The organism is Telluria sp. LT1R51-2, assembly GCF_059685775.1.
Genome location: NZ_JCASIM010000001.1, coordinates 469,548 through 481,897, shown reverse-complemented (window position 1 = coordinate 481,897; position 12,350 = coordinate 469,548). Strand labels below are relative to the sequence as shown.

Annotated in this window: 9 protein-coding genes; 3 read left to right on the top strand and 6 right to left on the bottom strand. The window is 61.9% G+C overall.

Annotated elements, in window-relative coordinates; translation table 11 throughout:
- Window positions 1-136 precede the first annotated feature (136 nt).
- Window positions 137-862, top strand: a complete 726-nt coding sequence (locus AC56LH_RS02185; RefSeq protein ID WP_499643648.1) for a 16S rRNA (uracil(1498)-N(3))-methyltransferase — start codon at window positions 137-139, stop codon at window positions 860-862.
- A gap of 426 nt (window positions 863-1,288) precedes the next feature.
- Here AC56LH_RS02185 and AC56LH_RS02180 read toward each other — a convergent pair whose 3' ends face one another.
- The gene (locus AC56LH_RS02180; RefSeq protein WP_499643646.1) at window positions 1,289-4,375 is read right to left on the bottom strand and encodes a TonB-dependent receptor; all 3,087 of its coding nucleotides are present in this window, start codon (window positions 4,373-4,375) and stop codon (window positions 1,289-1,291) included.
- Between the two features lie 618 nt (window positions 4,376-4,993).
- On the opposite strand from AC56LH_RS02180, the gene AC56LH_RS02175 reads away from it, so the two are divergent.
- Window positions 4,994-6,610, top strand: coding sequence for an NAD(P)/FAD-dependent oxidoreductase (locus tag AC56LH_RS02175; protein WP_499643644.1), 1,617 nt, complete (start codon window positions 4,994-4,996; stop codon window positions 6,608-6,610).
- 53 nt (window positions 6,611-6,663) lie between these two features.
- On the top strand, window positions 6,664-7,473 hold the full coding sequence (locus AC56LH_RS02170; RefSeq protein ID WP_499648351.1) for an EamA family transporter: 810 nt from the start codon (window positions 6,664-6,666) through the stop codon (window positions 7,471-7,473).
- On the opposite strand, the gene corA is transcribed toward AC56LH_RS02170, so the two are convergent.
- The 5 genes from corA to AC56LH_RS02145 all read right to left on the bottom strand — a co-directional run bounded on the left by corA (window position 7,468) and on the right by AC56LH_RS02145 (window position 12,223).
- Window positions 7,468-8,436 (bottom strand): magnesium/cobalt transporter CorA, encoded by a 969-nt coding sequence (corA, locus tag AC56LH_RS02165; protein WP_183549401.1) that lies wholly within the window; start codon window positions 8,434-8,436, stop codon window positions 7,468-7,470. The two genes, AC56LH_RS02170 and corA, sit on opposite strands and share 6 nt — an antisense overlap.
- Before the next feature lie 250 nt (window positions 8,437-8,686).
- Window positions 8,687-8,881 carry a hypothetical protein gene (locus AC56LH_RS02160; RefSeq protein WP_499643642.1) on the bottom strand — a complete coding sequence of 65 codons (195 nt, stop codon included), beginning with the start codon at window positions 8,879-8,881 and terminating at the stop codon, window positions 8,687-8,689.
- 155 nt (window positions 8,882-9,036) lie between these two features.
- Entirely contained in the window at window positions 9,037-10,545 is a 1,509-nt protein-coding gene (ntrC, locus tag AC56LH_RS02155) for a nitrogen regulation protein NR(I) (RefSeq protein WP_499643640.1), read from the bottom strand.
- A gap of 65 nt (window positions 10,546-10,610) precedes the next feature.
- Entirely contained in the window at window positions 10,611-11,711 is a 1,101-nt protein-coding gene (gene glnL, locus AC56LH_RS02150) for a nitrogen regulation protein NR(II) (protein ID WP_183549396.1), read from the bottom strand.
- Window positions 11,708-12,223, bottom strand: a complete 516-nt coding sequence (locus tag AC56LH_RS02145) for a DUF4124 domain-containing protein (protein WP_499643638.1) — start codon at window positions 12,221-12,223, stop codon at window positions 11,708-11,710. Before AC56LH_RS02145 ends, glnL begins: the two co-directional genes overlap by 4 nt.
- Window positions 12,224-12,350: the final 127 nt, after the last annotated feature.

Genomic DNA, 12,350 nt, shown 5'->3' with positions numbered 1-12,350 from the left:
GTTGTGTCTAAAAAATGACACCTCGTGGCTCGCATGCCGATTTTGGCGGCCGGCGCCAATCAGTTCGCACATTTGTCCGGCTCACGCTGGCACACTACAATGTGCTTCATCGCTACACTTACTGAGCAAGCACAACATGCCCCGCTTCTATATTCCCCAGCCGCTGACGCCTGGCACAGCCGTCGACCTGCCCATTGAGGTAGCCCACCATCTGAACGTTGTCCGTTTTCCAACAGGTGCCACGCTCACCCTGTTCAACGGCGAAGGCAATCAATATGCGGCCACAGTCACTGCGATCAGCAAAAGGCATGCCACTGTAAATATCGATGCGCTGGAGCTGCGCGATGTCGAGGCTCCCTACGCGATCACGCTGGCCCAGGCGCTGCCGGAAGGGACCAAGATGGACTGGGTGGTCGAGAAGGCGGTCGAACTGGGCGCTGCCGCGATTCAGCCGCTGGCAGCGCAGCGCAGCGTGGTACGCCTGTCCGGCGAGCGCGCCGAAAAACGTCAGGCGCACTGGCAGGGCGTGATTATTTCTGCGTCAGAACAGTGCGGGCGCAATCAACTGGTGCGGCTGCATGCACTGAGCGAATTCAGGCACTGGCTGACGACCCTTTCGGGCACGCCGCGCATTCTGCTGACACCGCGCGCTACGGATTCGCTGGCGGACTGGGCGCGCGCCCGAGCTCCACAGGCAGCGACGATCATGATCGGGCCGGAGGGCGGGTTCTCGCCGGAAGAAGAAGATGCAGCGCTGGAAGCCGGTGCAATTGCCCTGTCAATGGGCCCGCGTGTACTGCGCACTGAGACGGCAGGACTGGCCGCGCTCGCCTTGCTTGCCGGCGTCTGGGGCGGCATATGACGGATATTGACACGGCGCCGTCCAGAAGCGCGCACTGAGGCAGGTACAGGGCCATCCGGCGCCCTACCGATGGCTGATGCACCGCTGCATGTTGAGCGTCGATATCGCGATCGCCGCATGCTCTTGCCTTGATTGATCGGCCGAATCGCAACTGCGCTGGCCGTCACCTTTACCCGTGGATTCCCAGCCACGTGATCGCACGCCAGAATGCCGCCTGCTCTGCCTGGCGGCATCACGTCCATCCAGGAGAATGCATGCATGCCGTGCGCACACGAAAAACGGCCCGGTCGACGTATCGACCGGGCCGTAAAGATCGTGATGGCACGGGTGCACATCACTGCCAGACAATCTGCACGGCTACGTCATCGGCACCATCACCGGCTTGTCACTGCCAGTGTGCTGCGATGCGAGCCGTGAACCACGCGATCAGTTGAACCGGCGGTTGTACTCGACCGAGAACTTCGCTGCACGTGGTGCGCTCAGGTAGGTCGGCGTTTCGTACAGTGCGTAGCGAGCATTGCCGGTGTTATAACGCTCGTTGACCTTCTGCACCGACTGGTCATTGAACACGTTGAACACGTCTACTTTCAGTGCCAGGCCAGCCAGGAAGGTCGGACGGTAGACGACGTTCAGGTCGAGCGTCTTCTCCCATGGCAAACGACCAAGCGTACCACGTTGAACCAGGGTGTTCTGAGCACCAGTTGCGCCGAAGCAGTAGCGCGAAGCCGACTGATAGTTCGGACCTTCCCAGCCCGGAACACTGGTGATCGGGTTGGTGCCGGAGCACGAACGCGGACGACCCGATGCCAGCAGCAGGTTGCCGCCAATAACGATTTCTTCAGTCACATCGACGAAGCCGAAGGCCTTGATCTGGTGCTTGCGATCGTTTGGCAGCAAGCCATTCGAACCCACCATCAGCTCCGGGTAATCCCAGGTCTGGGTTGCGGCCACGTCGCCTTGCGCAACTGCGGTATCAGACAGGGTCTGACCCTCGGTATTGCCCTTGCTGCGGCCCAGGGTGTAGTTGACCTTGGCGTACCAGCCGTTGCGGTAACCGTGTTCCAGGAAGAAGTCGAGCGCCGCATAAGTACGTTTCGGCTTGTCGAAGCCCAGGTCTTCCTTGGTCAGATTAACTTGCGTGTAGGTACCGTTGCCCGCGTAATCCACGAGGAAATCGTTGGCTTCGCCCGGGTTGAAGCTTGCGCAACCGAAACCTGCATAGTTGTCGGTATTGATGCCATTTCGCGCGGCGTACGCGTTGAACGGACGGGCGTCGCAGGTGTCATCGATGGTCGAACGCAGCGTCCGATAGGTGAACTTGGCGCCGAAGTTGTAGTCTGGCGTCAACTGACGCTCCAGGCCGAACGTGATTTCGTCCTGGAAAGCAGGCTTCATGTCTTGCGCGGCGACCGTTTTCGGATCCTTGGCCTGGCCGAACTCGTTGTTCGTCGAGCCAATGCCCGTCAACTGCGTCAGGCCGGTCGGCTGGCCATTCGCATCGGTGCCGGTGTAGGCATAGTACTGATTGGTAAACGTCGAGCCATTGGCGCCGCGCAGTGCAACCAAGGTCGGGATCTGCACCGTGTAGCGGCCGGCACTACCGAAGACCTTGAAGGTACCATCGCCATTCACGTCCCACGCCACGTTGGCACGCGGCGCGATCTGGTTCTTCATCTCGATGTACTTGACGTTGTCCTGGTTCGCATTGTAGAAACCTTCACGACGCACGCCCAGGGTCAACAGCACGTCTGGCGTGACTTGCCAGCGGTCTTCCAGATACTGCGCATCCTGACCAGCGAACGCATTCGAGACGGTCGAAACGATCGACCGGTTCACATAGTAGCCTTGCGCTGCAAGACCACCAAATTGCCCCAGCGCCGGGACATCGACACCATCACCTGCAAATGGCTGGGTGACCTGCGGCGTGCCATTCGCATTGACTTCACGCAGATACGTCCAGATACCGCCGCCGGCATACGCGTCGCCCGCATTGACCGAGACCGCTTTATTGTTGTCCAGACCCGCGCGCAGGGTGTGGTTGCCAAGCTTGTATTCGAGATCCAGACGCTTGGAGGTTACTTCGTCAGTCGCGCCGTTCAGCGGGATGCTGCCGGTGATGCGCTGTCCGCCGACGTAAGCCAGGCCCGGCGCGCGGTTCTCGGGCGATGCCGTGATTTGAAGAATGGTCGGATCGTACCCCGTCGGCTCATAGATATGGTCAGACTTGGTCTTGCCGTACAGGGCGCTAATGGTCAGGTCGTCGGTGATATTGCCGATGTAACGCAGGCTATTGAGCTTGCCCCCGTTCGGATTGATCGGGCCGAATTCCTGGTGGATTTCGGAATTGACCGTCGAACCGACAGCGCGGGTCGCGTAGTTGTACGAGCGGTAACGCAGGTCGGTTTCCGGCAGGTCGCCGACCGAGGTGAATTCGAGACGATGGTTATCGTTGATGTTCCAGTCCACCTTAGCCAGGTAGCGCTTGGTCGTCGTCTCTGCTTCGCGGTAACCGGTGCTGCCCAACACGGTCGATGCGCTGGTACCGTTCACCAGATTCTGTTCGCGTTCGGTCTGTTCCAGTGCCACGAAGCCGAACAGGGTGTCCTTGATCAGCGGGCCGCCGGCCCATGCCGAATATTGCTTCTCGGTCAGCTCATTGTCTTCACGGCGCTGGTACAGCGTGCCGTCAGTGCGTGGGAACGCGCCCGTGTTTGCATAGTACAAGTCATGGTACTTGGCGCGGGTCGATTTTGGCGTGATGGACGCCATGCCGCCGGCTTCCCAGGTGTTGGTACCGGACTTGGTCGTGATATTGACCACGCCGCCGGTCGAGCGGCCGAATTCGGCACCGAAGCCACCGGTCAGGATCTGCGCTTGCGCGATCGCGCCGAACGGCAGCTCCATTGCGCCCAGCTGCGACAGCGCGTTGGTCGCAACCATGCCGTTGATATAGTACGCATTCTCGGATGCCGCACCGCCGCCGAAGCTGGCGCCGGCAGGGTAGCTCGGATCGCCGCGCGTGGTGTTCGGGGCCAGTTGAACGATCGACTCGACAGTGCGGGCGACCGGCAGTTTTTCCAGCTCGCGCGCCGTGAACGTGGCACCGTTGTTCGAGCTCGACACGTCGATCCGGTTGCGGCGACCGCTCACCTGGACCGATTGAACACCACCTGCCACTGCAGTCGCAAAACTCGCTTCGATACCCTGACCAGCCAGAACCTCGACCTGGGTACTGCCGACGCTCGCGCCGCCCTTGGTCAGCGTCGCAGTGTAGACACCGATAGGAAGGCTGGTAACACGGAAGTTGCCACTTGCATCGACGGTCGTCGTGCGCGTTGCGTTGGTACCCGAGTTAACCAGCGTCACCGTATCGCCGGTTCCGCCTGCAACTTTACCGTAGACCGAACCCGATGCGTTCGACTGTGCCATCGCCGGCGCCATCGAGGCGACACTGATGACGGCACCGCAGAATGCGAGGCTCAGAGCATGTACTAAAACGGTTTTTTTCAACATTGTGATTTCCTGTTTATTTTTTCAACACCCCTTATGGGGATGCCAATCATGGTTTTACTTTGCGAATCACTGGTGCGACTGCATTCCTGATTTCTCCCCTGACCCAATTCCCGGAATATTCATTTAATTGATAATTCTGGCGCGGGTGCAGTTACATAAAACCACGTGCAAAGTTACCGTGTCAACAACACGCATTGGCGTTATGCATATAAACAACACTTAGAGGACGCTTAGGCACGACGGTGAATAAAATTGGCCAGAATGGTGCAGCGCCGCACTTTTTACGCGTTGCAATGCACCAAAAGAGGCCTGTCAGCAATTTTCCGTCTATTCTTATGCACCCTACGATGGTTGTAGAACATACGTTGGGAAACCGGTTTTCTCGGCGTTGAAGATTTTGCAGTCACCATAAAACACAAAATTTTATGGGCTCGGACATGCTAAAAATGCGGGAAGGATATTTGATCTACTTATGACTGGTAAGCAGTAAAAAAAATTTTATTGGCAGGCGCACGACACCCGAGGGAAAGGCCGCTGGTCAGATGCGGCGATGGTGCATCACTGAAGTAAAATAGCGGATTGATCTTCTCGCCCTTCCCGGCGCACCGTCGCGAACCTATGTTACGTATCAACGAACTCAAACTGCCCCTGAACCACCCGGACGCTGCCCTGCGCGACGCCATCCTGGCGCGCCTTGGCATCCTTGATGCCGACCTGCTCGACTTTGCCGTCTATAAGCGCAGCTATGACGCGCGCAAGAAAGCCGCCATCGTCCTGATCTACTCGATCGACGCGACTGTCGCCGACGACGAGGCCGTGCTGGCCAAGCTGCGCGATCCGCACGTCATGCGCGCGCCCGACGTCGAGTACAAGTTTGTCAATGCCGCCAAACCAGCCCCCGGCACCCCGCGCCCGGTCGTGGTCGGCACCGGTCCGTGCGGACTGTTCGTCGCGCTGATCCTGGCGCAGATGGGCCTGAACCCGATCGTGCTCGAGCGCGGCAAGGTCGTGCGCGAGCGCACCGTCGACACCTTTGGTTTCTGGCGCAAACGCAAGCTCGATACCGAGTCGAACGTGCAGTTCGGCGAAGGCGGCGCCGGCACCTTCTCGGACGGCAAGCTGTACAGCCAGATCAAGGACAGCAACCATTACGGCCGCAAGGTGCTTACCGAGTTCGTCAAGTTCGGCGCGCCCGAAGAGATCATGTACGTCAGCAAGCCGCACATCGGCACCTTCCGCCTGGTCAAGATGGTCGAGCAGATGCGCGCCGAGATCATCAACCTGGGCGGCGAAATGCGCTTCGATACGCGCATGCAGGATGTACTGGTCGAAGAAACCGGCGGGGTGCGCCAGGTGGTCGGCGTGCGCCTGGCCAGCGGCGAAGAAATCCCCACCCGCCACCTGACGATCGCCATCGGCCACAGCGCGCGCGACACCTTCGAAATGCTGTACGAACGCGGCGTGTACATCGAAGCCAAACCGTTCTCGATCGGCTTCCGGGTCGAGCACCCGCAGTCGCTGATCGACGTCTGCCGCTTCGGCCCGAACGCCGGCAACAAGCTGCTGGGCGCGGCCGACTACAAGATCGTGCACCACGCCTCCAATGGCCGCTCGGTCTACAGCTTCTGCATGTGCCCGGGCGGCACGGTGGTGGCCGCGTCCAGCGAAGAAGGCCGCGTCGTCACCAACGGCATGAGCCAGTATTCGCGCAACGAGCGCAATGCCAACAGCGCCATCGTGGTCGGCATCACGCCCGAGGATTTCCCGGGCCATCCGCTGGCCGGCATCGCGTTCCAGCGCGAGCTCGAATCGCGCGCATTCGTGCTGGGCGGCTCGACCTATGACGCACCGGGCCAGCTGATGGGCGACTTCGTGGCAGGCCGGCCGTCCACGTCGCTCGGTTCGGTCACGCCCTCGTTCCTGCCGGCCGTACACCTGACCGACCTGGCCACGTCGCTGCCCGATTACGCGATCGTCGCGATGCGTGAAGCCTTCGTCGCCTTCGACAAGCAGATCAAGGGCTACTACAAGGAAGACGCGGTACTGACGGGCGTGGAAACGCGTACCTCGTCGCCGATCCGCATCCGGCGCAACAACGACGACCTGCAAAGCCTGAACACGCGCGGCCTGTTCCCGGCTGGCGAAGGCGCTGGATACGCGGGTGGCATCATGTCGGCCGCCGTCGACGGCATCCGCGTGGCCGAGGCAGTGGCGCTGGCCATGGCGCCACGTTGAACGCGGCGGGCCGGCATGCGGCATGGGGCCCGGGTCTGGCGATCCTGGCCTCGATGGTGTCGGTCAATGCGGGCGCGGCCTGGGCCAAAGGGCTGTTTCCGGCCGTCGGCAGCGAAGGCGTCACCGCGCTGCGCGTGGGACTGGCGGCGCTGATCCTGCTGGCCATCGTGCGGCCATGGCGCTTCGGCCGCCCGGCGCGCGCCGATGTGGGCAACCTGCTCGTGTACGGCCTGATGCTGGGCGCGATGAACCTGTGCATCTACCGCGCGTTCGAGCGCATTCCGCTGGGGATCGCGGTGGCCATTGAAGTCACGGGACCGCTGGCAGTGGTCGTGCTGTCGTCGCGCCATGCGAGGGATTTTATCTGGGTCGTGTGCGCCGGCTTTGGCCTGTGGCTGCTGCTGCCGATTGCCGGCGCAACACAGCTCGACCCGGCCGGCATCGCGTACGCGCTGGCGGCCGCATTCTGCTGGGCGATGTACATCGTGTTCGGCAAGCGCGTCTCGACCCTGAACGGCGGCCAGGCCGTGGCCTGGGGCTTGCTGGCGGCGAGCGTGTTCGCGGTGCCGTTTGGCGTGGCGCATGCAGGCATGGCGCTGTTCACGCCGGCCATGCTGGCGGGCGGCGTGGCGGTGGCCTTGCTGTCGTCCGCCCTGCCCTACTCGCTCGAGATGATGGCCCTGCGGCGCCTGCCGCAGCGGGTGTTCGGCATCCTGGTCAGCAGCGGACCGGCCATCGCGGCGCTGGCCGGCTTCATCTGGCTCGGAGAACGCCTGACCAGCCTGCAATGGCTGGCAATCGCGCTGGTGATCGTGGCGTCTGGCGGCGCGGCCGCCACGGCCGGCAAGCGCCAGCCCCTATAACCACCCCACCCGTTTGAACTTGCGATACAGATAGCCGCACACGCAGATCATCGTCAGCATCGCGAACGGGTAGCCATACTTCCATTTCAGCTCGGGCATGAATTCGAAGTTCATCCCCCACACACCGGCGAACGCCGTAAACACCGCGAAGATCGCGGCGTACGACGCCAGCTTCTTGCTCACTTCGTTTTCTTCGATCGCCACCATCGACAGCGTTACCTGGATCGCGGTATTGATCGTGTCGCGCACGGCGTCCAGACGGCCGGCGATGCGGTGCAGGTGGTCGTGCACGTCGCGGAAGTATTCCTGGGTCTCGTCCACCACGGCCGGCACGCGCCCGCCGTACAGGCGCCCCAGCGCGTCCATCAGCGGCACCACGGCGTGGCGCAGCGTCTGCGCCTTGCGCTTCAGGTCATACAGGCGTTCGACATTGTCGCGCTGTTTGCCCTGCATGGAAAAGATGTGGTCTTCGATCGATTCGAGCTCGGATTCGAGCGTGTCGACCACGGGGAAATAACGGTCGACGACGGCGTCCACCAGCGCATACAGCACGAAGCCCGCGCCTTTCCTGAGCTGGTGCGGTTCGCGCTCGGCGCGCGCACGCACGCCGAGAAAACCCTGGTTGGCATCGCGCCGCACCGACAGCACGTAATTGGGGCCGGCAAAGACCGACAACTGACCGACCGACATCTCCTCGCCCACCAGTTCGACGATCTGCACGACGACGAACAGCGAGTCGCCATACTCTTCGAGCTTGGGCCTTTGGTGACCGCGCAGCGCGTCTTCCACCGCCAGTTCGTGCAGGCCGAATTCTTCCTGCATCAGCGCGATGTCGGCAGCGTCCGGGTCGCGCAGTGCGACCCAGACAAAGGTGTCATCGAGCTTGATGTATTCGCTGATATCCTCGACCGGGATATCGGACAGCTTCTTGCCTTCCTGGTAGGCGACGCAATTGATCAGCATGGGAATTGGTGCGGTAATGTCTCTGGAAAAGACGAGAGCTTACCAAAAGCGGAAGGGGCACTACAGGAATTGGCAATGCCGGTGAGAATAATTTTCTGATCACCAACAAAGTCGAAGAAGGAAACGATCGGCGCGCGGCCAGGACAGCTCTTGCGCGCCGCAAGGAAAGAGTGCGCGAGTCACCTAACCTTGTTTGCTCTTCGTTGTGGCGCCTGGCCTCGCTACGTGCCGGCGCCAGACACAACGTCAATCAGCACTTGTTTTCGTTGGAGATGACAAAATAATCGGTTTCGACACCGCTGCGGAACCAGCGCCCGCTGCAGGTGAATTCAGACTCGCCCACGACAGTGCCATACGTTGCATCGGCGTAGTACGTCGTGGTGTAACCGTAATCTGGGCGGGCAAAGGCAACTGCAGCGACCAGCATACCTGCGCCGGCGAACATGATTTTTCCAAGTTTCATTCGAATCAACCCTTGATGTAAAAGTTAAATGACGTGAACACTGTCTAGAAGTTGAGGAGCCGAATTACGCTTCATGACCAAAGAAAGTTATCACCGCCAAATTGCACAGTCAACAAGTATGCATATAGGGTCATTCCCTACTCTTCGCGCGCGCCGTCGATCCCCAGCTCCACGATCTTGCGCGTGATCGTGTTGCGCCCGATCCCGAGCCGCATGGCTGCGTCGTTCTTGCGCCCGTGTGTGTGCTTGAGCGCCGTGCGGATCAGCGCCGATTCGAACTGGCGGCCCAGGATATCCATCACGTCCATCTGCCCTGCGCTGAGCATGCCGGCCGCCTGCAGTTCGAGCAGCCCCAGCCAGCCTTCGGGCGACTGCGCGCCGGCAGCCTGCAGCACGACGCCACCGCTGGATGCCATTGGCTGCGCACCGGCGCTGACGATGCCGTCGGACAGCGGCACGACGTTCGGCACGCTGCTCCCCGTCAGCGGCGCCGAACCCTGGGTCAGGTCGCGCGGCAGATCCTTGACCTCCACGGTCTGCCCCGGGGCCATCACGGTGATCCAGTTGCACAGGTTTTCCAGCTGGCGCACGTTGCCCGGCAGCTCGAGGCCCGACAGGAAGCGCATTGCCTGCTCGCTCATGCGCTTGGGTTCCACCCCCAATTGGTGCGCGCTCTGCACCAGGAAGTGGCGCGTGAGAACGGGAATGTCTTCGTTGCGTTCGCGCAGCGACGGCAGGCGCAGGCGGATCACGTTCAGGCGGTGGTACAAGTCTTCGCGGAACAAGCCGTCGCGCACGCGCTGTTCGAGGTTCTGGTGGGTGGCGGCAATCACGCGCACATTGGCCTTGACCGGCTGGTGGCCGCCCACGCGATAAAAGTGACCATCGGACAGCACGCGCAGCAGGCGCGTCTGCAGGTCGAACGGCATGTCGCCGATTTCATCGAGAAACAGCGTGCCGTCCTCGGCCTGCTCGAAGCGGCCGCGCCGCATCGCCTGCGCACCCGTGAACGCACCGCGTTCGTGGCCGAACAGTTCGGATTCGAGCAGGTCCTTCGGGATCGCCGCTGTGTTGAGCGCAATAAACGGTTGCTGCGCGCGCGGGCTGTGCTTGTGCAGCGCGCGCGCCACGAGCTCCTTGCCGGTGCCCGATTCGCCCGTGATCAGCACCGTGACGTTCGACTGCGACAGGCGGCCGATGGCGCGGAACACCTCTTGCATCGCCGGCGCGTGGCCGAGGATCTCGGGGGTTTCAGCGGGCGGCGCTTCGACGCTCGCTTCGCGCAAACTCTCCTCTAACGCACGCCGGATCAGCGAGACGGCCTTGTCGATATCGAATGGCTTGGCCAGGTAATCAAAGGCGCCGCCCTGGAACGAGGACACCGCCGAGTCGAGGTCCGAGAACGCGGTGATGATAATGACCGGCAGGCCCGGATGGCGTTCCTTGACCGCTTGCAGCAGGTCGATGCCGGATTCGCCCGGCATGCGGATGTCCGACACCAGCACTTGCGGCGTGTCGGTTTCAAAGGCGGTCATGGCTTCGCGCGCATTGGCGAAACTGCGGGTCTCCAGACTTTCGCGCGCCAGGGCCTTTTCAAGGACCCAGCGAATCGATGCATCGTCGTCGACAATCCAGATTGGTTTCATGGTTTCGTGCTTCCCGCAACATGGATTCAATAAAGGACTGGCCGGTGCGGTCCGCTGTCTCCCGCTTATGGCAGGGGCAGCAGGATCCGGAAATCCGTCAGTCCAGGCCGGCTTTCGCACTCGATCACACCCAGGTGTTGCTGCACAAACGTTTGCGCCAGCGTCAGCCCGAGGCCACTCCCGCCGTCACGCCCGGATACGAGCGGATAGAAAATGCGGTCGCGGATATCGGGCGCGATGCCCGGTCCATTGTCGATGATATGCAAGTCTAATGCCAGCCCGTAGCGGACCTTGGCCAGCGTGACCTGGCGCGCCACGCGGGTGCGCAAAACGATCTCGGCGTCGCCCTGCGCAATGCGCCCGGCGACGGCCTGCGCGGCGTTGTGGGCAATGTTCAGCACCACCTGGATCAGCTGCTCCATATCGCCGCGAAACTCGGGAATCGACGCATCGTAATCGCGCCGGATCGACAGCCCCTGCGGAAATTCGGCCAGGATCAGGCTGCGCACGCGCTCGCACACTTCGTGGATATTGACGTCGCCGACGATGTGCGGCTTGCGGTGCGGCGCCAGCAGGCGGTCGACCAGCGTTTGCAGGCGGTCGGCTTCCTTGATGATCACCTGCGTGTATTCCTGCAGCTCCAGCAGGTGGTGCGGCGGCAGCTCGAGTTCGAGCAATTGCGCCGCGCCGCGGATGCCGCCCAGCGGGTTCTTGATTTCGTGCGCCAGGTTGCGGATCAGCTCCTTGTTGGCCTGGCTCTGGTCCATCAGCCGCTCTTCGCGGTCGAGCTTTAGCTGCTGCACGTTCTCGCGCAGCTCGATCAGCGCCGTGCCATCGCCCAGGGCGCTGACGATGCTGTTCACGTGCAGCGGTTCGCGCCCGCTGCGCTGCAGCGTCAGGTCCTGGCGCAGGTCGGCGTACTGGTGCACCAGCGCCTGCGTGATCAACACGCCAATCTCGGCGCCATTGGTAAACAGTTCGGGCAGGCGATGGCGCTGCAGCGACTTGAACGACAGCTCCATCAGGTTTTCGGCGGCGGCGTTGGCATACACCACTTCGCCATCCGGTCCCGTCATCATCACGGCCGAGGCAAGCAAGTCCAGGCCGGCATAACGGGCCGGGTTGCCTGGGTCGTACACGGGTGGGGCCATCGGAGGCAGGGTCATCTGATATTGCCGATCTCGCGCCTGAGCGCTTCGATATTGCGTTCGCTGCGGTTGATTTCCTCGCGCATGGACGCCACGCGCTCCTGGTATTTGGCGTAGTTGCGCTCGTTGCCCTGGCGCTCCGGCTCGCCGTTATTGAAGACGCGCTTGAGGTCGGTGAGCTTGCGTTCTTCCAGGCGCAGTTCATCGCCCAGGATCTCGCGCCGGTCGTCGTCGCGGGCGCGCTGCAGCACGTTGTCCACGCGCGGGAAGTTCGACTGGGCCGCGCTCGGGGCCGCACTCGGGGCGGAATTCGACGCGGATGACCCGCCCCCACCGCCGGCCGAGCGCGGTGCAGGAATCGGGGCCGAGGCTGCCGGCGGCGCGCTGTAGCCGGTATCGATCAGCTGGCACTTGCCGACCTTGGTGTCGGTATACAGCGGCCGGCCATTGGCATCGGTACAACGGTAGATTTGCGCGTGCGCACTGGCGCACAGCAGCACTGAGGCAAACACGGCAGTAAAAACGGCCACACTGGCCTGAAACACACTATTTGTCATTCCCATCCCGGTTGGTCGCAAGGGCACGCTATTGTAGATGCGCCCGACTATACCCCAAGGAATATAAACCCCAAGCAACAAAAAACGCGGGGAAAGCATG

Excerpts from the sequence above, each read along its gene's own strand:
- AC56LH_RS02160 (WP_499643642.1), bottom strand. The coding sequence starts at position 8,881 with ATGTTCGCCGGCGCAGGTATGCTGGTCGCTGCAGTTGCCTTTGCCCGC.
- ntrC (WP_499643640.1), bottom strand. The coding sequence starts at position 10,545 with ATGAAACCAATCTGGATTGTCGACGACGATGCATCGATTCGCTGGGTC.
- AC56LH_RS02175 (WP_499643644.1), top strand. The coding sequence starts at position 4,994 with ATGTTACGTATCAACGAACTCAAACTGCCCCTGAACCACCCGGACGCT.
- AC56LH_RS02170 (WP_499648351.1), top strand. The coding sequence starts at position 6,664 with ATGGTGTCGGTCAATGCGGGCGCGGCCTGGGCCAAAGGGCTGTTTCCG.
- AC56LH_RS02180 (WP_499643646.1), bottom strand. The coding sequence starts at position 4,375 with ATGTTGAAAAAAACCGTTTTAGTACATGCTCTGAGCCTCGCATTCTGC.
- glnL (WP_183549396.1), bottom strand. The coding sequence starts at position 11,711 with ATGACCCTGCCTCCGATGGCCCCACCCGTGTACGACCCAGGCAACCCG.
- AC56LH_RS02185 (WP_499643648.1), top strand. The coding sequence starts at position 137 with ATGCCCCGCTTCTATATTCCCCAGCCGCTGACGCCTGGCACAGCCGTC.
- corA (WP_183549401.1), bottom strand. The coding sequence starts at position 8,436 with ATGCTGATCAATTGCGTCGCCTACCAGGAAGGCAAGAAGCTGTCCGAT.